Annotated in this window: 18 protein-coding genes and 1 pseudogene; 5 read left to right on the top strand and 14 right to left on the bottom strand. The window is 57.9% G+C overall.

Annotation, left to right across the window (positions count from 1 at the left end; translation table 11 throughout):
• The first annotated feature begins 513 nt into the window (after window positions 1-513).
• A complete protein-coding gene (locus BJ928_RS35285) occupies window positions 514-1,497 on the top strand; it encodes an NmrA family NAD(P)-binding protein (RefSeq protein WP_245432737.1) in 984 nt (327 codons plus the stop codon).
• 669 nt (window positions 1,498-2,166) lie between these two features.
• Window positions 2,167-2,610, top strand: coding sequence for a hypothetical protein (locus tag BJ928_RS35280; RefSeq protein WP_047636165.1), 444 nt, complete (start codon window positions 2,167-2,169; stop codon window positions 2,608-2,610).
• Window positions 2,611-2,721: 111 nt separating this feature from the next.
• Here the strand turns inward: BJ928_RS35280 and BJ928_RS35275 are convergent, their stop codons facing one another.
• The gene (locus BJ928_RS35275) at window positions 2,722-3,783 is read right to left on the bottom strand and encodes an AraC family transcriptional regulator (RefSeq protein WP_047636166.1); all 1,062 of its coding nucleotides are present in this window, start codon (window positions 3,781-3,783) and stop codon (window positions 2,722-2,724) included.
• A gap of 288 nt (window positions 3,784-4,071) precedes the next feature.
• Here BJ928_RS35275 and BJ928_RS35270 point away from each other — a divergent pair.
• The 3 genes and pseudogenes from BJ928_RS35270 to BJ928_RS35260 form a co-directional block, all read left to right on the top strand.
• Window positions 4,072-4,752 (top strand): annotated as a pseudogene (locus tag BJ928_RS35270) (GSU2403 family nucleotidyltransferase fold protein); the annotation flags it as partial.
• Between the two features lie 108 nt (window positions 4,753-4,860).
• A complete protein-coding gene (locus tag BJ928_RS35265) occupies window positions 4,861-5,343 on the top strand; it encodes a hypothetical protein (protein WP_047636167.1) in 483 nt (160 codons plus the stop codon).
• Window positions 5,344-5,467: 124 nt separating this feature from the next.
• Entirely contained in the window at window positions 5,468-6,220 is a 753-nt protein-coding gene (locus BJ928_RS35260; protein ID WP_047636216.1) for an alpha/beta hydrolase, read from the top strand.
• Window positions 6,221-6,288: 68 nt separating this feature from the next.
• On the opposite strand, the gene BJ928_RS35255 is transcribed toward BJ928_RS35260, so the two are convergent.
• From BJ928_RS35255 to BJ928_RS35195, 13 genes are all read right to left on the bottom strand, one after another.
• Window positions 6,289-7,176 (bottom strand): LysR family transcriptional regulator, encoded by an 888-nt coding sequence (locus BJ928_RS35255; protein WP_047636168.1) that lies wholly within the window; start codon window positions 7,174-7,176, stop codon window positions 6,289-6,291.
• A 1,173-nt stretch (window positions 7,177-8,349) separates the two neighbouring features.
• Window positions 8,350-10,311: a pyridoxamine 5'-phosphate oxidase family protein gene (locus BJ928_RS35250; RefSeq protein WP_047636169.1), complete on the bottom strand. Its 1,962-nt coding sequence runs from the start codon at window positions 10,309-10,311 to the stop codon at window positions 8,350-8,352.
• A 91-nt stretch (window positions 10,312-10,402) separates the two neighbouring features.
• Window positions 10,403-11,341: a ribokinase gene (locus BJ928_RS35245; protein ID WP_052227976.1), complete on the bottom strand. Its 939-nt coding sequence runs from the start codon at window positions 11,339-11,341 to the stop codon at window positions 10,403-10,405.
• Window positions 11,322-12,734 (bottom strand): dihydropyrimidinase, encoded by a 1,413-nt coding sequence (gene hydA / locus BJ928_RS35240; protein ID WP_047636170.1) that lies wholly within the window; start codon window positions 12,732-12,734, stop codon window positions 11,322-11,324. Before hydA ends, BJ928_RS35245 begins: the two co-directional genes overlap by 20 nt.
• Window positions 12,735-13,268, bottom strand: coding sequence for a flavin reductase (locus BJ928_RS35235; protein WP_047636171.1), 534 nt, complete (start codon window positions 13,266-13,268; stop codon window positions 12,735-12,737).
• A gap of 5 nt (window positions 13,269-13,273) precedes the next feature.
• Entirely contained in the window at window positions 13,274-14,563 is a 1,290-nt protein-coding gene (locus tag BJ928_RS35230) for a styrene monooxygenase/indole monooxygenase family protein (protein ID WP_052227977.1), read from the bottom strand.
• 35 nt (window positions 14,564-14,598) lie between these two features.
• Entirely contained in the window at window positions 14,599-15,582 is a 984-nt protein-coding gene (locus BJ928_RS35225; RefSeq protein ID WP_047636172.1) for a nucleoside hydrolase, read from the bottom strand.
• An 11-nt stretch (window positions 15,583-15,593) separates the two neighbouring features.
• A complete protein-coding gene (locus BJ928_RS35220; protein ID WP_047636173.1) occupies window positions 15,594-16,520 on the bottom strand; it encodes an NAD(P)-dependent oxidoreductase in 927 nt (308 codons plus the stop codon).
• A 49-nt stretch (window positions 16,521-16,569) separates the two neighbouring features.
• Entirely contained in the window at window positions 16,570-17,490 is a 921-nt protein-coding gene (locus BJ928_RS35215) for an ABC transporter permease (RefSeq protein ID WP_047636174.1), read from the bottom strand.
• Window position 17,491: 1 nt separating this feature from the next.
• Window positions 17,492-18,586 (bottom strand): ABC transporter permease, encoded by a 1,095-nt coding sequence (locus BJ928_RS35210; protein WP_147413973.1) that lies wholly within the window; start codon window positions 18,584-18,586, stop codon window positions 17,492-17,494.
• A gap of 5 nt (window positions 18,587-18,591) precedes the next feature.
• On the bottom strand, window positions 18,592-20,202 hold the full coding sequence (locus tag BJ928_RS35205) for an ABC transporter ATP-binding protein (RefSeq protein ID WP_063769480.1): 1,611 nt from the start codon (window positions 20,200-20,202) through the stop codon (window positions 18,592-18,594).
• A gap of 78 nt (window positions 20,203-20,280) precedes the next feature.
• The gene (locus BJ928_RS35200) at window positions 20,281-21,318 is read right to left on the bottom strand and encodes a BMP family ABC transporter substrate-binding protein (protein WP_052227979.1); all 1,038 of its coding nucleotides are present in this window, start codon (window positions 21,316-21,318) and stop codon (window positions 20,281-20,283) included.
• Window positions 21,319-21,429: 111 nt separating this feature from the next.
• Entirely contained in the window at window positions 21,430-22,404 is a 975-nt protein-coding gene (locus BJ928_RS35195) for a nucleoside hydrolase (RefSeq protein WP_047636175.1), read from the bottom strand.
• Between the last annotated feature and the right edge of the window lie 196 nt (window positions 22,405-22,600).

Here is a 22,600-nt window from a genome sequence, read left to right as displayed (position 1 = left end):
TTTAGTCATGTACATCCGTTTCTTCAGTACCTAATGGCATGAGGATGACGATGGGGCCGGAGAAGCGGCTTAGCGCAACACAGCCTTTCATATTTAAGCAAGAGCAGCCTAATCGCAATTTCGCCTGTCCGTAGGCGCCGTTCCAGCCCTATCCCATTGACGCATGGAAGATGGCTCACATCAGGAACACAATTGCGATTTTTCGAGCCGACCGCCGCGTTCAAGAGGAGGAGGAAAACGGTCCGTAGCGGCGAAAATCGGTGATGGTGTGACGACAAGAGAGCGGCGCGATACCCTTACAGCCTATCGGGTTTATCCATTCACGTGGTCCTCTTCTTCGGCTGTGCGCGAACACCATTGACCGGGATGGTCCGAGACGGATAAGTTTCTCTCGTCGAAAAGGCAGGCTTGGTCTGGGTAGGCCCAAGCCCCTCCCTAACGGGCAGGCTCTATTTTTCGCGGTTTCCGCGAAATCCCCGACAGTCCTTGCGGCGCGTGCGCGTCGCGGGTCTGTTGGATGCTGCCTACGACGCTGCTCTGACAGATTTTTCTTGTTGGAGCAGTTTTATGTCTGTCGTGGATCTATCCAAACCCGTCCTCGTCTATTTGGCAAACGGCGTGCAAGGTGGCGCAGTTGCGCGAGCAGCATCCCGTCACGGCCTGAAGGTTAGAGCGCTAGTGCGAAATCCCGTGCACTCCTCTTCGCTCGAAGAAGCGGGCGTCGAACTGGCGCAAGCGGACCTCTTCGACCTTGGTTCACTCGTGGCGGCAAGCCAGGGCGCGTCCGGCGCGGTAATTCAGATTCCAATGGGAGCGCAGAGCGATATGGCAGCGCAGGCCACGCACGCGTTCAACGCCGCGAAAATTGCGGGACTTTCCTCTATCATTCTCAAGCTCGGAAGCGCGAGCCGCCCAGAACCATGTGAGGAGCCCAGCCTCGTGGCAAACGCCATGGTGGAAGATATAGCACGTCAATCCGGAATGCTCTCCGCGATCGTCCGACCGACGATGTATCTCGACAATCTCCTTAGACCGCATACACGCGCCGATCTCGTGGAGAACGGCCTGTTCGCAGCGCCAATTTCGGAATCCCAGCAGATCGCGTGGACATCCGCCGATGATTGCGCCGAAGCAACTGTAAGGCTGCTGATGGCAGGCCCAGCTGGCGTCGGTGACTATCGCATTTCTGGCCCGGAAAGTCTGTCAGGCGACGCCTTGGCTGAGCGGATAATGGTCGGTCTAGGAAGGCCCATCGTTTATCGCGCCCGACCATTGGATGGATTTGAACAAGATATGGACAAGGCGGAGGGAAGAGCCGCCGGGCGTCGGCTTGCTTCGAAATTCCGCTATCTCGCCACCCATCGCGACGACGCCGACGCAATTCTAGCCATACCATATTCGACAATCGTCGAGCTTGGAGATTTTTTCCCCACATCGGTTGAAACATGGATTCGAGATCGACGGCAGATATTGCTTGGAAGCGATATTGCAGAGTGATGAATCGTAAGGCTGTTAGCGCGAGCTTCACCGCTCGAACGGGACCGACTTGCTGCGATCAGAGAAAGTTGCGGATGCCGTGGCGATGCGCGTGTATTGAACCACGGAAAGCGGAGATTTCACGATAGCTATCAGAGCGGCGGTGGGGCTGTTTCAGTATAGTCCCCCGCGTATCCCTAAATCACCGGTCGCCCTTGGTTAGTCAAAGTTCCTCACGGTCAGCCACGTTTCTGGATAGCTGCATTGCGGACGATAATGCACTTCATGTAGACGCGATGACACCGCTGCTCGCATCTATTGGTGCTAATTTGCATCCGATGATTTTCCATTCACCCAAAGCTACTCTTGGGGTCAATCGGTGCACCTTAACTTGCCTTTCGTCCGCACCTTCTATGGCCGCGGAGTTTTGCTTACTCGCCCCAGCGCTGTTTTCGTCGCTCATGGGGCGGGTGGATGTCGGCCGGTGTTCGATAAGAAGCGATCGTTGAACCGCTTCGAAGCTGATGCCAGCGGCACTGTGCCCCGCTCGCCTATTATATGACACAAACACCAATATCGATGGTTCGACTTTGACAGCGCGATCATGCTCGATGAGGAACCGTTGACGCAATCGATCGATGAGCAACTGATGATACTCAAGATACATTCTTTGGAATCAAAATTGGAGCAATGATGAAGTTTGGGCAGTATATTCGTATCGTGGCAGGGTTCTTGTCGCTCATTCCTTGCCTTCTGTCGACGGCTATCGAGGCGCGCGACCTTGACCATAGCGATCAGGATCGCCTCGCCATTCTGAACGCCGCACGACCAAGCCCGTCCGACAAGTTCGTGGTCAAGGATCTGATTAAGGATCATGGCTACGCCTATCTCTGTGGCTTGATCGAGGGGACTACGGGACTGAGGCGCACGGACGGCAAGATCGCGGTCTATCAGTTCATTTTGCGCAAGGAGTCTGGTCATTGGCAGGCAACCAATATGGCTGAGTCCGCGGATGCTGACGGACAAGCGTTGGCCATCGGAACAACCGATTCGTCCGACAATGTGGATTGCACACTTGACGGTCATCAGGTCACGGGCGCGGAGATCCAAGCAATCTACAAGCGGGGAAACTGATTCCGCTTTGAACAATGCAAGCTGTTGCGTTCCCGATCAGCACATCGGGAATGCATTTTGCCCGATCACGGTTCTCGCTCCAACGCAACCATCCGCGATCCGGTATGAGCATCAACTGCTTGGCAAGCCGTAAGGCAACGTCCACCCAACGGGACCACCGGTCCGCTGCGATGATCTGGTCGGAGCGTCCGCATTCAATAAGGGAGCGGCGTTGAGGATCTTTTCCAGGGTTTCATGAGGCGTATGGCCAAATTCGGTCTTGAACAATCGATGGAAATATTTTTCATTCGCAAAACCATGACTCCAGGCGACCTCAGCAATCCGAGTAGGCCGACGATTCGGGTCCGACAGAAGATGATACGCACGCTGTAATCTTTTGCGCTGGATCTGGCGCATGACCCCACCGCGATCTTCAAGTAACTGATAGAGCTTTGCTCTCGACAACCCAACGTCACGGCAAATCCTGTCAGGAGTGAGGTCGGGTTCCAAAAGATGTGTATCGATGTAATGCTGAATTCTCATCCACAACGCATTGCGAATTTGACCGCCAGCAGCCCGCATGGCGTCTGGAGAGGCTGTAACTGCAGCGATCAAAAGCTGGTGCATCGACTGGACGACATGAGGCACCTCGTGCTGTTTCAAGTTCGGCAGATTCTGAAACAACGACAATATGTGATCACTAAGAATGCGACCAATTCCTCCTGTCAAAGTCGCTCCATGCAGAAGCGCCGTGCTGCTCGGCAAGAGATGGCGTGGCGCAACCAGGGAGATCACATCGCCCATTTCAACCGCACATTCGAGATGCTGGGCCGCATCCACAACAAATAAATCCCCGACCGATTTTATCGGTTCGGAAGAAGCGCTTTTCCAGCGGATTCTTCCAAACAAGGGCATTGTGAAGCAGTAAAAATCATGGCCATCTGCCTTGATGCGCCTCTCGGTACGCAACATTTCAAAGGTGGCCTTTTCCCTTCTGTTAAGCCACCGTCTGCCCGACAATATGAAGGGTCCAATCGCGGCACCGCTTGCGCTGGCATCAAATGCCACCGCGTCATCAGTTAACAGGCGAAGATCACAAGGAGAGTCGCGGCCCCACTCGCCAAATCGATCTTGATGTGAAAAATCCAAAGTGGAAAATCGAAAGATCGGGACGCCCGCTGTTGAACTTTCCATCCTCCGGCTCCTCCGGCACAAAACACAAATGTAAAGCTCATGCTAATCTACGAGAGGGCACCGCGCAATCGAGGCCAACCTGAGCATTATGTCGCAACGTGACCCAATCTAACTGAAGCGGCGTCCCGCAATAAGGTTTTGGCAAGCACGTATAGTACTCGCGTTATGAGGTTCTGGCAGACACTTATAGCACGGCCATCCGATGAATGATGAGGACTCCACCAAGCAACCGAGAGATAGCTGACCGAACCTGTCGCCAGCGGGTCGCGCCAGAAGGAAGAGAGGCCAATGCTGAAGGAGATCGACATCAGCTATCGGGCGATGTTCGCCGAGTTCGTGCAGCGAACACACGACCGACAGTTCTTGCGGATTTCCCAATGGAGAGCTGGTTCGTCACTGTTACCGTGAAAGGCCGCAACTGCTGGTATTTCGACCTTCCAACTCCCGAGGGCAAGGACAAGCGGAGCTACATGGGCCTCTACGGCGACGCGGAGATTACCGCGCGGGCAAAGACCATAAGGAGGTCAAGGACGCTTTAAAGGAGCGGAGTCGCGTGATTGGCACCTAGCGTCGCGCTGGCCTCCCCGGCTCCGATCAATTTGCACGCTATGTCACGAAAGCGCTCGCTGACACCGCACTGCACCGGCTGCGAGCCGTTCTCATCGGATCGGTGGCATTCAGCACCTATGCCGGCATGATCGACGTTCGATTGCCCTCGTCAGCAATACAAACAAGCGATGCGGATTTCAGGCAGGACTTCGCGATCTCAGCAGGCGTCGAAGACAGTCTACCTCCGGTGCTTGAAATCCTCCAAACGGTCGATCCCGATTTCCGGGCGGTTCCCCACCACGCGGACAGGGCCACGGTGGTCGCCTTCCAGAATGCCAAGGCTAGAGCGTGGATTTCTTGACGGGCAACCGAGGACTGGACGAGTACACGAGCAAGCCGTGGCCTATGACCGCCCTCGGCGAGAGCATCGATAGCACCCTGAACTTCATCTCAATCTTACGAAAATCATTAGATTCATGATGGAATCAATATTGGTTTTAGATCCGCCTCTGGCGCAATCCTACGGTCATGGAAAACGACCTCTTCAAATATCCGCAACGCTCGATGACCCTGCCGAGGGGGATCTGGCATATTCTGGCCGGCGACCCGGATCAAGATGGCGACAACGCGATAGAGATCGCGGCGTCCTCACCGTTGAGTTGGCCAGAATTTACGTCGCTAAGCGGCGATCAAATCATGCTCGGCAAGGACGGTATGTTTCGTCTTGCATTGTGGGGCGCATCGAAATGCTGCACCACATTGTTGGTCACCCGGCGGGCTACGCTACTTGTGTCGAATGAAAATGGCGGTTGGGAGATTCAATGCCGCGTTGTCGCCAATGCCAGCCTGACGACGCATCAACCGCTCTCCGGTTTCCTTTTGATGCCGGTCGAGTATCTCGATCGACGAACCGAGCGCCGCTCACAAAACCTGACGCGGCATGCAGATGAAATACGCAGCGCACTGCTCGAAGCCTTTCCCGTCGGCAACGACGGTGAAAATGCGCCGTAAAGAGGGAAAGAACACCTCCTAACGGCATCCACCTCTTCCGCGTCCGTTCCATCGGCCCGTCCGGCCGGTCGGGGAAGCTTTGTCCAAACCGCTGACCTTCAGCACGATCAGAAAGGAAGTCGCAATGAAAAATCCCCTCATCTCCTCCGTCGCATTTGCAGCCATTTTGCTTGGCACGTCCGCCATTGCATCCGCCGAACCGATCAAGAATGTTGTCTTGGTCCATGGCGCATTCGCCGACGGTTCCGGATGGCGTGCCGTCTCCGACATTTTGGAACACGACGGATATACCGTTTCCGTTGTTCAGGAACCCGAAACGTCTCTGGCCGATGATGCGGCAGCAACAAAACGGATCATCGAGACCGTCAATGCGCCTCTGATCCTCGTCGGCCACAGCTATGGCGGCGCCGTCATCACCCAGGCAGGCAACGAGCCGCAGGTGCGTGGCCTAGTCTATATCGCAGCCTTCCAGCCCGATAGCGGCGAAACGCTCGGCGACCTCCTGAAGCGCACGCCACCCGCCGCAAATAGTGCGATACCGGCGGGCCAGGGCTATGTCATCGTCAACCCGAAGACCTTCCACGCCGATTTTGCAGCCGACGTGCCCGCCAAGGAAGCGCACTTCATGGCAATTTCCCAGGTTCCTATCAGCGTTACCGGCTTCGGCACAGCGATTACGAATGCCGCCTGGCATAACAAGCCGAGCTGGTATGCGGTGGCAACGGGCGATCGCATGATCAATCCCGAGCTCGAGCGCTTCATGGCCAAGCGCGCCGGCAGCACCACGATCGAGGTGAAAGGCAGCCATGCGATTTACATGTCGCAGCCACAGACTGTCGCCAAGCTGATTGAGCAGGCAGCCAAACAAGCCAAGTAGCCATTCATTGAATGTCACTTTGATGCCGCCTTCCACTGGAAGGCGGCGCAGTCAGCTCGGCGTTACGATCATCCTCGCAGAAGCATCCGACATAGCTCCATCGCCCGTTGAACCGTAGGTAGTTGCCGATATCCACGGGGATAGACCAGAGCAAGACGCTCAGGCGTGGGCAGCAGCGCCACGGGGTGCATCGAAAATCCGGGCCGAGGCACATGCAGGGTATGGATCGGCAGGAGGCCAAGGCCCATATTTCTCTCGACCAGCGTATAGATTGCCGAAATGTCCGTGCTGTCGGCCACGACGGAACAGGAAACACCAGCACTAGCAAAGGCATCCATGATCCGCTCATAGATGCCAATACCGGATCGGCGACGGAGCAAGATAAGCGGAACGTTCGTGAGAGCCTCCGGTCGAATTTCGGCACCTCGTTCCCATCTGTTGTCGCTCTCCCGGCACAGAAGGACGACCGTCAGTGGCGCCAATGCTTCAACTCCCAATCCGAAATTCGCGACGGGCATATGGGTAACCGCGAAATCCAGCTGGCGCATTTCGACCATCGTTTCGAGAAGCTGAGGCTCCCCCTGCTGCAGCGAGAAACTGACCGCGGCACCTTCCTCGCGGATCTGGGCGACCATGGTTGTGATGATCTCCAGCGAGACCTGCGTAAATCCAACCCTTAGCCGCGCGGTAAAGCCGCGCCCGATCGCCCGCATGTCTTGCTCAAGCGCAGAAGCGCCACTCAGCAGCTCGGCTGCACGTTCGTACAACATCCTGCCCGTCTCGGTCACGGTAAGCCCCCGGCCGGCTCGCTCGAACAGCGACACCCCCCATTCTTCTTCCAGCTGCTTGATTGCAACGCTCAAATTGGGCTGGGCAATCCGAAGAACTTCCGCCGCGGCGGCTAGGGAGCGGTGCTCTACAACCGCACGGAAATAGGCAAGCTGTCTTAGGTTCATCGGGAAACTCGCTATTCGTGGACAGTCCAGTTCAATGTGTTTGCCTTTTGTGACTTCGCCTCATGTCCTTGGCGAAGAACCGACCCGACAACGGTCTCAATGTCCCCAAGCGCCGGGTTATTCAAATTACCCTGTGTATCTCCCATATACATCGCGTTGGGGAACCCAACACTGGCTGACTGAATACAAGTATCTTCCTCGACGTACTAGACTCTGGATAGAGGCACAATGGCTTTACTATATTTCAGCGTCCTAGATAACGCCCGAAGCGGAAACTAATTCTTCCCGGCAGGTTCAACCTGGAGAGCTTCACCTCCGAATGAGAGCATCGTTAGATTGCGTAAAATTCCAAGGACAGCTGGCGTCGCTATTATCAATGGTCCGCCAATATCGCTGACAACTGTCCTCCGCGGGAACTCTTCGAGCACATGAGTGGTCCATCCGCCCACAGCGCACGGCACATCTGTTGCTGGGGAACGATAAAGGTCGCTTCTTGCCCTCACGCAAGTATAGAATCTAGCCTGCTACGCTCGAAAAAATGGCGCGCTTCGTTTTACCTGAATGCACAATGGAGCATGGTCGACCGCCTCCGCGACCTGCCGACTATTGAATTGCCTGCGTCAAAGCACCGCTGGCCAACCGAACTGCAACGTAATTTTTCGGCTAAGCCCCCGCTCTTACTGGGATCAGAACCGGCAAGCCGGAGTTTCAAGCACCGGCAAGCCCACCAGGCGCTCAAAATGTTACGCTCCGGATGAGGGCCACTCAAGCTGGCTGTTCCAGACCACAGAATAAGAGGGGATCTGTACCGATTTGGCGATCGCCTGCGGATCGCCGCTGAGCGCTCTTGGATGAGCGTTTGGTTCGCCCGATCTAGTCACTTCTTGCTCACTATAGTCATTATCCTTGCAAGAAGGCGTTCTAGACTCGTCTTTTCGTTGATGCTCCCCGAGGGCGTGTCTCTCTCGCTATCCTCCGGCCATTTCTCCGCGCTCACGAAATGATTGTGGGGATCGGCCATCCGTCGCAACGTTGCTTTCGACAGGTACATCATGATCTTCTTTGCTCCATCCCGCCCCGGCGCCCAAAAAGGTAAGGCACAACTAGAAATCCCGCCAGGTATCGCCCGAATTGTGATTTGATTTTGCTGTAATAGCCTGAGCACGTTTGGACTCAGCAGTCGAGTTCGAGATCACCGCGGGGCACCCCAAGACACAGAAGTGCCTGGTTGATGGAAAGCAACGGCACGTCATCCCCGAGATGAACAACGACGCCGTTGATGACGTTCTGGATGCAGGACTGACAGTCCCCGAGCCGGCATGAATAGGCAACGTGGATATCGTGGTTGAGTGCAAGGTCAAGCAACGTGCCTTCGCTCGGCGACCATGTCACCGACTTCCCGGATCTGGCAAAGGTAACCTTGCTGCCAGGAAGGGCATCCTTGCCTGAAAGATCGAGCACCGGGCTCGATGAGGTTTCGAATACCTCGTAGCGGATGGATCCCGGATCCGCACCACTTGCAATCAGTCCATCGCGAAGTGACGTCATAAATATGTCGGGTCCGCAGATATAGAAGTCGGCCGCATCGACTGGAAGTAGCCCAGAAATCAGATCGGCATCTACCCGGCCTACGAAGTCACAGAGATCTCCTTCACGTGGTCGCGAATAGCAGCTGACCAGCTTGAGGTTGCCATTTTTGGCTTGGGCGGCGATGGCACGCACCTCTTTCTCGAACAAGTGATAGTCCGCGCAACGGGCAGCGTGAATGAACCAAACCTCTCGACCGCCTTCTTCCATTGCCAGTGCCTCCAGCATGGGAAGAAGGGGCGTGACGCCAACACCGGCGCTGACCAGCACGATCCTGCGGCCTGGCAGACTCGACAAGACGAAGCGCCCGGCTGGAACGCCGACTTGCAGTTCCATCCCTGGTTGGATCGTATCGTGCAGGAGATCCGATACGCCGCCGCACCCAAGGCGTCGCACGGAAATCCGCAAGCTCTGGCCATCAGAGCGGCGGGATACGGAATAGGAGCGTTGCCGCCGCGCACCCGAGGCGGCAGGTACGGACACCGTTACGTATTGCCCTGGAAGAGCAAGACCTATCGGCGCGTTGTCGCAAGGCTCCAGAATGAACGACGTGACGTCGGGACTCTCAACGTGGCGCTCGGTGCAAATGAATCGTCGCTTTCCTGACCAGAAGCTGCGACGGTCCTGTTGCCAAATGCGCGACCGTGACAATGCCGCGGAACAATGGAAGAATACCTCGCGTGGCGCGATTCTTAGCGTGTTCGTTTGCTGTTCTAGGCGACCGTTTATCCGGAGCAACTCGTTCTGGCCCGGTATTATCGTCAGGAGCGCGCACTCCCCTTCCCGCACCGTAACCATGTCGCTCGGCATGCGTAGCCGGTAGGCATGCTCATTGTCGAAGGGAATGACTGTTAGCGGCGCTTCAGCCGTGATGTCGATTGTTATATCCGCGTTCTCGCCTTCGCGGGCCAAGACGGTGAAGATCGCACCCTCCATGAAGCGCAGCGCCCCTGGCCCCGCGAAACCGCTGATCTTCTGGTCGACGCCTTCTATCGGGGGACCGTAGATGTCGCGCACGCCAGCCGCCTTGAGATCTCTTTCTTCAGCCATGCTTCTTGCAACCGGAAAAAAGCCTTTGGCAGCTTGCGCTATCTTATCACCGTTGATGACAGCGCCGAGATCGAGCGGCGGCAGGCGCCGCGATGGATCAATCCAGAAATCTGCTTGGTCAAAAGCCGGGGTTTCAACGAATTCGAGCGAGCTCGGTGTCAAGACGAGCACGCTGATCGGCGGGCTTTCATCGACTGGAAAACGAAGCAGGTCCTCAGCGAGAAACGAGACTGTCGCATCCGCGCCGACACGTAGGAAGCGGGCGCATCTCCGGTTCAAGATCACTAAAGCCACGCGCCGGTTGGCAAGGATGTTGCCGATCGTGTCGAGCCGTCGATTTCCATTGTAGTCGGGAAGGAGAAGCGTCCCGCTTTCGGTGACCTTGAGGACGCTCGGTTGCCCGCCCCTGGGTGAAACATCCATCGCACCTTCAGCATTACGGGACGCGATGAAAAGGAGCGTCGAATTCTCGATGAACCGGCGTATGTCTGCATCCATGTCAAGTTTCCTTGTAGAGCCGCTAGCAACGAGGCGATGACCGATCCCGCCTCACGCGAACGAGAGACCGGCATGCGGCATGTGTTTTGGATCAGGCGAACTTATTTTTTGCCAGCAGGCCAAGCACGTCGAACCTGAGGGGGATGGAAGGCTGCGCACCCGCCCGCAGACATGCGACGCTCGCTGCGACGACCGCGATCCCTGCCGCCTCTTTCAGCGAGCGACCACAATCAAGTTCAGCCGCGAAATATCCGCAGAAAGTATCGCCGGCGCCGACCGTATCGATCGGCTGGATTACGGGAGCTGCGACCTCAAAATACTCCATGGGTGTTGAGACAACCACGCCCCCCGCGCCTCTTGTCACGACGAGTGTCTGATCATTACGACCGCTCCACTCCCGCATTGCATCGGGGTCGTCTGCGCCGTTGCTCAACTTTGCCCATTCGTGCTGGTTTGCGATGATGATATCAGCCAGCCGTGACAACTCCGCAGACGTTACATCAAAGGGTGAAACGTTAAGAATCGTCCTGACGCCGTGAAGCCTAGCAAGCTCCAGCGCTGCCTTGTTCGTTTCGAATGGGATCTCCTGCTGGAAGACGAGAAGGCCACGCTTCGCACTGGCGCTGGCACTGGCAACGGCGGCGGCGGCCATGTCGACATCGACAAGCCCGTTGGCGCCGGCGGTTATCACAATGCAATTTTCGCCATGTCGATCGACATATATGTTCGCTGAGCCGGTTTCCTCCCGAACAACGGCGATGTCCAAGATCGGCACGTCTGCCTCGACTAGTTCGGCAAGCGCCCTCTCGGCGAGTGTGTCACTACCTACGGCACCGAAGAAGCTGACGTCTCCACCGGCCCGCTTTGCCGCAAGCGCTTGATTGGCACCCTTACCGCCACCGAAATACTGTCTATTGTGCGCATGGATGGTCTCGCCAGCCAGCGGCAAGCTATCCACCTCAAGGCGAATGTCGAGATTGATGGATCCCAAGACAACAATCATGAAACACCTAAATCCGTCCAGCGGCATCGCGGGTAAGAAATTGGCCGAAGCCCCTTTCCACGAGTGCCACACCCTCATCGAAGATGACTTTACCGCGTAGGATGGTCGTCACCGGCCAGCCCCTTACCTCCATGCCTTCGTAAGGCGTGTAGTCACTGCCATGGTGCATGAGCGATTGCGTCATCGTCACCTTCCTACTCGGATCCCAGAGCGTAATATCGGCATCCGACCCGATCGCGATTGTCCCCTTCGCCGGATACATGCCGAACAGTTTGGCGTGGTTGGTCGACGTAAGCTCTACAAATCGCTGCAGCGAAATACGACCCTTGGTGACGCCTTCAGAAAATAGGATCGGCATGCGGGCGGCAACACCCGGAATGCCGTTCGGGACCCAGCGAAACGATGTTTTGCTCTTCGGATTGGACTTGCCCGCCGTGTCTTCGTAGCGGAATGGGCAATGGTCCGAGGAAAAGGTCTGGAAGGTGCCGTTGACGATGCCTCGCCAGATGGCCTCCTGCGAGGCGCGATCGCGCGGCGGCGGCGAGCAGACGTATTTCGTGCCCGCATGGTCCATGTTGAGACCCTTCAGGTGATCCGCCGTAAGCACGAGATATTGCGGGCAGGTCTCCGCATAGACCCTGATGCCCTTGGATCGCGCCCATTCGATCTGCTCCATCGCCTCCCCGCCCGAAACGTGGACGATCATGACGGGGACGTCGACCAATTCAGCATGGGCAATGGCGCGATGGGTGGCCTCCCGCTCGACCAGCTGGGGGCGAGACGCAGCGTGATAATAGGGAGCGGTCTTGCCGGCCTGCTCAAGCTTGTCGGTCATAAATTTGATCTGGTCGTAACCTTCGGCATGGATCATGACCATCGCGCCATACTGCCGGGCGATGCTCAAAACCTCCAGGATCTCGCGGTCCTTGAGCACGAGGTCGTCGTAGGTCATGAAGATCTTCACGGAGGTATAGCCGTCGGCAATCAAGGCCGGGAGTTCCTGACCCAGCACCGCCGGCGTCGGATCACTTATGATCAGGTGAAATCCGTAGTCGAGCAGCGAGTTGCCAGCAGCCTTGACATGATAATCGGCAACCGCCTCGCGCAGCGACTGGCCCTTCCTCTGCAGGGCATAGGGCACGATGCAGGTATTGCCGCCTGCCGCCGCACTGCGGCTGCCGGTCTCGAAACCGTCGGCCATGACGATCCCCTCGCCTTGGTACTGGTCGAGATGAACATGGCTATCGATGCCACCGGGAAGCACGAGGAGGCCCGTTGCATCGATCTCGTCGGTGCCGCGCGGCAGGTCGCGTGCGAGCGCGACAACCTTGGCGCCTGCTATCCCGATGTCGCAGGAGAAAATATCTGCCGCCGTGGCGACCGTTCCGCCCCGAATGACAAGATCGAATTGCGGCTCCATTTAGGGCTCCTCGTGTAGCTCGTGATATTGCCGGTTCAGATAGATCAGGCTGGTCACCCGCGCGTTGTTTTTGATCGCCAGCACTTCGGCGATCATGATCGTATGGGTGTTGACCTCCAGCGCCTGGACGATCCGGCAGTCGAAGGACACGATCGCATCGCGCAGCACAGGTGAGCCAGTTTCCAGGACCACCCAGCTGCCATGCCGAAAGCGGTCTTCCATCTCCAGCTTCCCGACTCCGGAAAACACGCCAGAGAGCCCCTGCTGGCCGGCCGACAGTGTGTTGACACAGAAGACGCCATTCTGTCTGAACGGTTGGTTCTGCAGGCTGCCACGGTTCATGCAGACGAGCAGAGATGGGGGCGTATCACTGATGCTGCAGACGGCGGTCGCGGTGAAGCCAAACCGGCCCATTGGTCCATTGGATGTGACGATGTTGACGGCCGCACCGAGACGGCTCATGCCGTCCCGGAATGCCTGCAGGGAAACCGTCACGTCCTCGTGCAGTTCGGTAAAATGGCCGGATCGGGACATCGCCGTCAGTATCCCGGCTGGGTGATGCCGTAACGCGCTGCGAAGGCCTTGGCGACGTTGATATCGGTCAGGGCCGGCACAATGCTTTCGGGATGCGGGAAGCCGTAATAATAGGCGTCCGCGGCACGCTCGTCGGCTCGTGCTGTGTCGAGCACGATCTGCGTCGCCTCCGAGGCCGGCTCCAGAAAAATGCGCGTGAGATCGCAACCGCCGCGGCCGTATTTCTCCCACATGCCAAGATTGACTTCCGTCATCCAGATCTCGTCGAAGGCCGCGTCGCCATGGCGGGCGATCTCCTGGGCGAGGTATTTGGCACTACGGCTGGCGAAGTTGCCACCCTGGCCACAGATCGGGTCGAAGGTGATCGCGGTATCGCCAACAGGCATGATCAGTCCACCGGACGGGAGCCGCCCAAAGGCCTTGCGAACGGTTGGCGGAAACCGGCCGACAAGCCAGCCATGCGGATCCTCGTCGACATATTCCATGTCGTCGACCATGTCATGTTCCCAAGGCGCGAACTCGCGGATGATGTTGCGCGCATGTTCGGTCACTTCCTGCCCCGAGGCCGAGCCGGCGAACCGGTCCATGCGGCTTCCTTCGCGCGCTTCGAAGAGGATCCCGTAGGTCGGACCGGACGTCTTGTGGTTGTACGGAACCCAGAAATACTCACCGGAATCGGCGAAGAAATCAAACTTTGTCGAACTGTAGGGCGTACGCCCGGAAAACCACTCGCGCACATGGCGGCCGGACTTGCTGCGCACGATGGTCATAGCCAGGTTTCGCTGTGGACGGTCATAGACGCTCCGATGCGGATCGCGCGGAATGAGCCTGCCGAGATCCGCCTTGCCTGCGGCCAGAACAGTGAGGTCATTGTCCAACGCGATCCTGTCAGCGCGTTCCGGAGTAACGCTTTCAATCACCAGCGTGCCGCCAACGCTTTCGAAATCCTCGAGCCAGCGATGTATACGCATGCGCTGGTCTATTGCGCCGCCGCTGCGACCATATTCGATCCGGCCCTTCATGACGGTCGCCTCGGGATCGCTCGGGAAGCGGGCACTTTCGAGCAGCACCCCTTCCGCCGGGAACATGCCATCCGACCAGAAATCCATGCCGAGTTCCCGCTCGATTTCGATGACTTCGGCATAGAGGCAGGCGGTTCCGGTTGGCGCTGAATGGTGCAGCCACTGGTCCGGCGTCTTGTCGGAGTAAAGGGTGACGTCATAGTCCTGCTTCACAAGCGTGTAGGCCAGGATGCATCCCGCCTGCCCGGAGCCGATGATCGCAATCTTTCTCATGCATAGTTCCCCTTATTGCGGCCTTGATGGCCTTTTCAGCTTGAGTTTTTAAGCCTGGTCAACCGTTCGACGGCATCGACGATCATGTCGCAGAACCTTGGATGGTCGAGCGTCATTGCAACGCTGTGGCGGAAATCGACCTGCTCTGCGGCCGTACCCCCGAAATGACGCATGCCACCCATCTTCTCGAAGTTGCAGACGGTCATACCCCTGGTCCAGCGCCCCGAGGTTTCGACGCGTATGTCGGCCTTTTCGGTGGTGAGAATAGTGGGGTCGATCAAGGCGGCGACGCAGACTGCGTCATGGATCGCGGGATAGGCGATCTGCAGCAGGCCGCCATGCGTGGTGGCGATGAACGCCCAGATATCCAGGATGAACGTGCTAATCGAGCCTCCGATCGCGCGCACTCTGTCCTGAAGATCCGGTGTGGCCAGTGCCTGTGTCTGCGTGAGATCCAGCCCGACCATGGTCACGTCCCAATTGGCGCGGAACACGACATCGGCGGCTTCGGCATCGGCATAGATGTTGAACTCCGCCGTCGGCGTGATGTTGCCGCGGGTATAGGCTCCGCCCATTCCGACCACCCGCTTCACCCGCTCGACGATACGTGGTTCCTTACGGATCGCGAGCGCGATATTGGTCCAGGGACCGACCGGCACGAGCGTGACCGTTTTTGCTTCGTGCTCCATCACAGTGTCGATGATGAAGTCGACGGCATGTCGCTTGTCCAGGTCGAAGGAAGCCGGCGGCAGTTCCGGGCCGTCGAGACCGGTTTCGCCATGGATCTCGATGGCCAGAACCTGCTCGGCGACGATTGGACCGTGCGAGCCTTTGGCCACGGGCACCTTGATGCCGTACGCGGTGCAGGTAGACAGCGCATTGCGCGTCGTGTTGTCCACATTGTGGTTGCCGGATACGGTCGTGATCCCGAGCAGGTTGATCGCCGGATTGGCCGCCGCCAGCAGGATGGCGATGGCATCGTCGTGCCCAGGATCGCAATCCAAAATGATTTTTTCCATGAGTGTTTCCTTTACCTATCGTTTTTTATGGTTTGGATCAGACGGTGTATCCCGTCCTTGAGCGTCACCGCCGGCTCATAACCAAGCACCCGCCGGGCGGCGTCGATGCTGAGCAAGCCGAGCGTAATGTCCTCCGGGTCGGCGCCTTCGTCGAGACGGATATCGGCGCCTGGGATTGCTGCACGGACGATCCCGGCAGCCTCGTCGATTGTCGGGTTGATGCCACCACTGAGGTTGAACACCCGCTCTAAGGGCGCCTCGACATCGAGCGCCAGGATCAGGCCGCTTGCGATGTCGTCGGCATGCACCCACTGACGCGGAAAGCCATGGCCATAGGGCAAATGCGTCGGCTTTCCCTCTAGTGCATTCTCAATCATCAGCCGCAGCACGCAGGCGGTCCTGCGCCGAGGGCCATAGACGCCGGCGATGCGCAGCACTATTGCGTCGAGATCATGCTCCTCCGCGTAGGACAGGACGATGGCCTCGCCCGCGACCTTGCTCGATGCGTAGCACTGACGCGTCAGCAGCGGATTGCTTTCCCGGATGTCGTCCTGTGGTTGGTTGCCGTAAACGGTGAGCGAAGAGCAGAATAGCAGGCGGCAAGGATGGCCGAGTGCGGTTCGTTGACGGGCGACTTCCGCCACGTCAATCGTTCCGCCAACATTGATGTTGAACAGGGCTGCCGGATTGTCGCGGCCGAGCATCGGACCGGAGACGCCACCGCAATGGATGATGGCGTCAATCCCGAAGCGGGCCGCAAGTTCGTGCAGCCGGTGCTGATCGCCGATCTCCAGAGCAAAGGCGTGGTCGGTCAGCATGGCGACGTCGGACAACGTCCTGTCCACGGCAACGACCTCGCGCCCCGCGTCGACAAGCCGTTTCACCACTTCGTAGCCGATGAGACCGTTTGCGCCCGTGACAAGGACCGACTTACGCATTTGATGTAGCTCCCACTATGTCGGCATCAGCCGAACTGATGTTCCAGAATCAGGCGACGTAGAAATTCCAGCTGCCGTGCTTGTTTCGTGCCCGCGCGCTGCGGATACCAACGACGACCAGAGCCAGGATGGTGACGACATAGGGGATGAGCTGCAACAACTGTGGCGCGATCCCGGTTACCTCCGGAAGACGGATCGACAGCGCCGAGGCAAGACCGAACAGCAACGCGATGACCGCCGTTGCGAAGGGATTGCCCTTGGCAAAGATGATGGCGGCAATGGCGATCAAGCCCCGGTCATTGGTCATCTGCTTGGCGAAGAGCGATACATAGCCGAGCGACAGATAGGCACCTGCAAGCCCACAGAAAAAGCCTGACGCAAGCATCGTCTCGATCTTGATGCGATCGACATTGACGCCCGCAGCGGCGGCCGCCGCCTCAGCTTCGCCGACGACGCGCACCCTGAGGCCCCAGCGCGTCTTGTAGAGCACCCAGTAGACTGCTGGGACGGCCAAGTAGGCGACGTAAACCAGTAGAGTATGCCCGCTGACGACCGGGCCTATGAAGGGAATATCCTTGATGAACGGAATATCGATCGACGGGAACGTCGGGATCTGGTTCGACGTAAACATGCCATCCTGGCCAAAAATACCTTCGAGAAGCAGCGCCGTCAGGCCATATGCAATGAACGTCACGGCAATGCCAGCAATGAAGATATGCGCCTTGAACCGCAAATTGAATGTGACCAGCAGCGCCGCCAGCAGCATCGAACAGACAACCGCCGCAAGTATGCCAACGGTCAGGCTGCCGGTTGCATAGGCGAAAGACACGGCCGCGAAGGCTGCGATGATCATGAAGCCATCGAGCGCGATGTTGAGAATTCCGGCCTGAAAGGTGAGCAGCCCACCGAGCGCGGCGAGTACCAGCGGCGCGGAGATGCGCAGGGCGGAAAAGGCGAGTTCCTCGATCATGTCAAGCTTCCTTTATTGCGGGTTGCGGCTGATTGGATGTCGCAGCAAGTTTTCGTTTGAGCCGATCCGGCTTGCGGCGCCAGACAAACTTGGCGGCAAGAACCAGAACAACGATGAACTGCAGCACCTGGACGAAGTATTTGCTCAAACCTGTGGTCATCTGCAGCACGGCACTACCGCCGTTCAGAGTACCAAAGAGGAAGGAGGCGGCAATCACGCCAAGCGGGTTGGAGTTGGCGAGCATGGCAACCGCGATCCCATCGAAGCCGAAGCCAGGAGAGAAGTTGTCATAGAACGAGTGGTATTGACCAAGCACTTGTTCGACGCCGGCAAGTCCCGCGACGCCGCCGCTGACGAGCATGACCCAAAGCGCATTTGTCTTGACGTCGACGCCGCCATAATGCGCGAAGCGCGGATTGAGGCCGATCAGCTTCCAGATGAACCCACGCACCGTGGTGGCGTTGAAAATGAGGAAGAAGAGGCAGACAGCAATCCCCAGGATGATGCCGGCATTGAGCTGCGAATAGATCGAGAAGGATGGCAGGTAGGCGCTCTCGGCAATATCCGGCAGCTTGTTCGTCGGGCCGGGAGCTTTCAGTGGCTTGGTCGAGATGTAGCTGGTCAGCAGAAGGGCGATCGGATTCAGCATCAGGCAGACGACAAGCTCGTTGACACCAAGATAGACGCGCAGCAGCGCGGGGATCGAGGCCCACAACAGGCCGCCAAGGAAGCCCAGCAGAATGCAGAGTGGCAGGTGGATAACCGCCGGCAGACCCGTCAGGGCATAGCCCGCGATACCGGCAAACATTGCTCCAATCAGCATCTGGCCTTCTGCGCCGATGTTCCAGAGGCCTGCACGAAAGGCGATTGCGACCGAAAGGCCGGTGAACAGCAGCGGCGTTGTCATCTGCAAGGTGACGGATAGGTTCGGCCAGCCAGATAACCCACCCTCAAGCAGCGTCTGGTATACCTCGACCGGATTATGTCCGAGAAGGGTGATCAGGATCGCGCCAATCACGAAAGCGATGGCGATGGCAATCACCGGTGCGACCAGAGGCATCGCCAGCTTTTTCATCAGGCTCCTTTGATTTTCCATTTCGCTCACCCGTCGATTCCGTTTGCAGTCTGGCCAGCCGGCTGTGATTCCGTAGCAGCCTGGTCGGGATGTGCGTCTTCATGGAGACCGCCCATGTAGCGTCCGATCTCTTCATAGCTGGTCTCGTCACTCGCCAAATCCGCAACCGCACGGCCGCGATACATGACGATGATGCGGTCGGAGAGCGCCATGACTTCATCGAGATCGGCTGAGATGACAAGGACAGCCTTGCCGGCGTTGCGCATGGCAACCAGTATCTTGTGGATGGATTCGATCGCGCCGATATCGACACCCTGCGACGGTTGTTCGGCAACGATGAGCCGGGCCTCGCGGCTGAGTTCGCGGGCGATCTGAATCTTCTGCTGGTTACCGCCTGACAGCGAACCGGCGGGAGCGAACATTCCGCCGCCGCGCACATCATAGGCCTCTATCAGCTTGCCCGCACGCGCCTGTGCGCGGCGCGCCGAAAGAAATGGGCCTTTCGAGACCGCAGGCAGGTGACCGATACTGAGATTCTCCCAAAGCGGGCTCTCCAGCGAAAGGCCGAGACCACCGCGGTCGGCCGGAATATAGGCAAGCCCCGATTCCCGGGCGGATCGCGGATCGGCAGAGTCAGCAATGCCATCGATCAGGACAGTCCCCTCGGCTGCTCTCCGGAGACCCGCGATGCACTCGACCAGCTCATCCTGGCCATTGCCCTGGACACCGGCAACGCCGACGATCTCCCCAGCACGCACAACGAGTGACAGCTCATCAACCGCCCTTTCGCCACGATCGCCGACGGCAACAAGGTTTCTGACCTCGAGCACCGGCTTGCCGATGTCGCGCGCAGCGGATTTATCGACGCGCAACAGTACGGAGCGGCCGACCATTTCATTGGCGACGTCCTGCGCCGTGACATTGTCATTGTCGAAGGTACGCATAATCTTGCCGCGACGCATGACGGATATCCGGTCAGACACAGCGAGCACTTCGCGCAGCTTGTGGCTGATGAAGATGATGGTACAGCCACTGGCTGCTAGCGAGCGCATGGTATTGAACAGCTCACGCGTCTCGTTGGGCGTCAGCACCGCCGTTGGCTCATCAAGAATGAGAATGTCAGCGCTGCGATATAGTGCCTTCAGGATCTCCACCCGCTGGCGCAAGCCGACAGGGAGCTTGGCGACAATGGCTTTCGGATCGAGTTCCAGATCGAATCGCCGGCCGAGTTCGCGGGTTTCAGCCTCGGCCCTAGCGAAGTCTACCCTGCCTGCGCCCTTCATCGGTTCCGAGCCAAGAATGATATTCTCAGCGACCGTAAAGGATGGTGAGAGCTTGAAATGCTGGTGGACCATGCCGATGCCGGCGCGGATCGCTTCGGCAGGACCGTTGAAGCGAACATTCTGGCCGCGCAGCCGCATGTCGCCGCCATCACGCGCGTGGATTCCGTAGAGAATGTTCATAAGCGTCGACTTGCCGGCGCCGTTCTCTCCGACCAGCGCGTGAATCTCCCCCTTACGAACGGTCAGCGTGGCATTTTCGATGGCGACGAGATCACCGAAAGTCTTGTTGATCCCCTCGAGGGCAAGAATATCCTCTGCTGGAGTAGATCTGCTTTTCGTCTGGGCCTGTGACATGTCACCCTCCTCTGGCTGGTATCATTTGTGCCCGGGACGCCATGACGGCGCCCCGGGTCGGCGGGGAGGAGTTTCGGATCAATTCGCAGCCGGACGGTCGATCGGCGGCGTGCCCATCTGCTTTGCGGCCGGATCAAGCTCGATATAGTTCGGCACGACGATCTCGCCTGAGATGACCTTGGCCTTCAGCTCATCCATCTTTTTGAGGGTGGCGTCAGAAATCAGGCCCTTGTTGTTGTTGTCCATGGCGGCCTCGACGCCGCCCTCCTTCAGGCCGTATTGCTTGTTGACACCACCCTTGAAGGTGCCGTCGACGACCGACTTTACGATATCATAGGCAAGAACGTCGACGCGTTTCATCATCGAGGTCAAAACCGTGCCCGGCGCCATCCCATTCTGGTTGGAGTCAACGCCGATCGCGAATGTCTTGGTGCTCTTGGCCGCGTCGATTACGCCGGCACCGGTCAAGTTGGCGACCGCGAAATTGACATCGGACTTCGCGTTAACCAGGGCTAGCGCATATTCCTTGCCAGCGGCGGGATCTGTGAAGGAGCCCGAATATCGCTCCAGAACGTTGATGTCGGGCCTCGCCATCTTGGCACCGTAGTAATAGCCGTTGAAGAAACGGTGGATGACGGGGATGTCCTTGCCGCCGACAAAGCCGATCGTGCCCGTCTTCGATGTCATCGCGGCCGCGATGCCGACGATGAACGAGCCTTCCCAGTCCTTAGCGACCGCGCCGACGACATTTGGGGCAATCGGATCGGAACCGACGTCGATGATCCCGAACTTCTGGTCTGGAAACGCCTTGGCCGCTGCCTTCATCGGCTCGATCATGTCGAAGGAAGCGCCGAGGACCAGATCGAACCTCTGGCCGGCGGCGCGGATCAGCGACGATTGCATGTCAGACACCGCGCGCGGCTGGATGACGACAAACTCGATCCCCAGGTCGGTCTTGGCCTTTTTGAGCCCCTCATTGATCATGTCGTTGAAGGAATGGTCGCCCAGGCCGCCTTCAGCTGTGACAAAGGCGACACGCGTGGCGGCCTCGGCGATAGCCGTCATTGCTCCGAGAGACAGGGCAGCGCACAAGATTACGGTCTTGAAAAGTTTCATTGTTGGTCCCCAGTTCGATTTGGAAACTTGCAGGTGTTCCATTGTCGATTGTTAAAATTGACATGCAAGTTGATACGATTTTAAAAACAATCGTATTGAAATGTCAATACATCAACTTGCCTTCACCTGGCTGGGCGTCGCTGGCGCGAAAGTTTGCGAAAGCATCGCAACAAAGGGTTCGCGCTTTGCGTGGAAGGCCACATGGCAATTCGGCACGCGGGTCGTGCGGCGCTCGTGGTCCACCACCGTGCGGCCAATCGTGTATTCCCCCAAGGTTTCGATGACGACGTTTACATGCTGCGTCTCGATGATTTGCGGATCGACAAGGGCTGCGACACAGACCGCGTCGTGGACCGGAGCCGATTGCGGGGTGCCGGTTGGCTGGTTAGCCTCGTACCCCTTGATCCGATGCTCGATAATATCGGCGGAGGCCGTGGATGCAGGCGTTCCGTGAGCGCGCAGCATGTCGCACTGGTCCTTAGAAACGAGCGCTTCATGCGTCGCATCGAGGGGAACGAGTGTGATCTTGCGGAATGGCGCACGGAATACCTGGGCGGCCGCCTCGGGGTCAGCCCAGATGTTGAATTCCGCGGACGGCGTGATGTTTGACTTGTTTACGGCCCCGCCCATGATGATTAGTTCCGCGCAGTTCTCCGGGAAACGCGGGTCAATCGCGATTGTGGCCGCCAGATTTGACAGCGGGCCGACGGCGATGAGCGTGATCTCGCCGGCCTGCTCGGCAAATGCTTGACTGAGGAAGATAGGTGCCGGCAGGTCTTGCTTGGCTGACGTCGCCGCAGGTAGCGGCAGGACTGCCATGTGAACTTTCGGATCCCGTTTCGTTGCCCGCGGCGTCGGAAAATCTTCACGCACAATTGGATGGCTGAGGCCCTGATAGACCGGGATATCGCTGCGGCCAATCCAATCCAGTGTCCTGAGCGTGTTGTCCGTGCAGTTTTCGACTGGAACGTTGCCGTTGACGACGGTGACGGCGACGAGATCGAGATCTGGGTGCAAGCCCGCGAGCATGATGGCGACAGCGTCGTCCGTCCCGGTGTCGACGTCGAGGATGAGTTTCTTGCGCATATATTTCCTCCGCATGGCTTTCGATGATGAACCCGGATCGGAAAAGCCGGGCTTTGCGCGACAATAGGAGAACGGATTTCCTTCTCAGTCAATACGAAATTAAATTATTTCGTATCAAATTACTCCGACAGTTTTGCTTTTGTGTTGAGGTCAGTTCAATCGTCGGCTATATCAGACATATCGACACCAGGGGGTC

The organism is Rhizobium sp. WW_1 (genome assembly GCF_003610155.1).
GTDB classification, from domain to species: Bacteria; Pseudomonadota; Alphaproteobacteria; order Rhizobiales; family Rhizobiaceae; genus Rhizobium; species Rhizobium tropici_A.
The sequence above is the reverse complement of the archived record's forward strand: the minus strand, read 5'-3'. Positions and strand labels throughout refer to the sequence as shown.

Bases quoted from the DNA above. Each gene is read 5' to 3' on its own strand.
- BJ928_RS35200 (WP_052227979.1), bottom strand. From the start codon at position 21,318: ATGAAACTTTTCAAGACCGTAATCTTGTGCGCTGCCCTGTCTCTCGGA.
- BJ928_RS35215 (WP_047636174.1), bottom strand. From the start codon at position 17,490: ATGATCGAGGAACTCGCCTTTTCCGCCCTGCGCATCTCCGCGCCGCTG.
- BJ928_RS35210 (WP_147413973.1), bottom strand. From the start codon at position 18,586: ATGGAAAATCAAAGGAGCCTGATGAAAAAGCTGGCGATGCCTCTGGTC.
- BJ928_RS35265 (WP_047636167.1), top strand. From the start codon at position 4,861: ATGGAAAACGACCTCTTCAAATATCCGCAACGCTCGATGACCCTGCCG.
- BJ928_RS35260 (WP_047636216.1), top strand. From the start codon at position 5,468: ATGAAAAATCCCCTCATCTCCTCCGTCGCATTTGCAGCCATTTTGCTT.
- hydA (WP_047636170.1), bottom strand. From the start codon at position 12,734: ATGGAGCCGCAATTCGATCTTGTCATTCGGGGCGGAACGGTCGCCACG.
- BJ928_RS35205 (WP_063769480.1), bottom strand. From the start codon at position 20,202: ATGTCACAGGCCCAGACGAAAAGCAGATCTACTCCAGCAGAGGATATT.
- BJ928_RS35255 (WP_047636168.1), bottom strand. From the start codon at position 7,176: ATGAACCTAAGACAGCTTGCCTATTTCCGTGCGGTTGTAGAGCACCGC.
- BJ928_RS35220 (WP_047636173.1), bottom strand. From the start codon at position 16,520: ATGCGTAAGTCGGTCCTTGTCACGGGCGCAAACGGTCTCATCGGCTAC.
- BJ928_RS35250 (WP_047636169.1), bottom strand. From the start codon at position 10,311: ATGGATGCAGACATACGCCGGTTCATCGAGAATTCGACGCTCCTTTTC.
- BJ928_RS35280 (WP_047636165.1), top strand. From the start codon at position 2,167: ATGATGAAGTTTGGGCAGTATATTCGTATCGTGGCAGGGTTCTTGTCG.
- BJ928_RS35230 (WP_052227977.1), bottom strand. From the start codon at position 14,563: ATGAGAAAGATTGCGATCATCGGCTCCGGGCAGGCGGGATGCATCCTG.
- BJ928_RS35245 (WP_052227976.1), bottom strand. From the start codon at position 11,341: ATGCCGCTGGACGGATTTAGGTGTTTCATGATTGTTGTCTTGGGATCC.
- BJ928_RS35275 (WP_047636166.1), bottom strand. From the start codon at position 3,783: ATGGAAAGTTCAACAGCGGGCGTCCCGATCTTTCGATTTTCCACTTTG.
- BJ928_RS35195 (WP_047636175.1), bottom strand. From the start codon at position 22,404: ATGCGCAAGAAACTCATCCTCGACGTCGACACCGGGACGGACGACGCT.
- BJ928_RS35225 (WP_047636172.1), bottom strand. From the start codon at position 15,582: ATGGAAAAAATCATTTTGGATTGCGATCCTGGGCACGACGATGCCATC.
- BJ928_RS35235 (WP_047636171.1), bottom strand. From the start codon at position 13,268: ATGTCCCGATCCGGCCATTTTACCGAACTGCACGAGGACGTGACGGTT.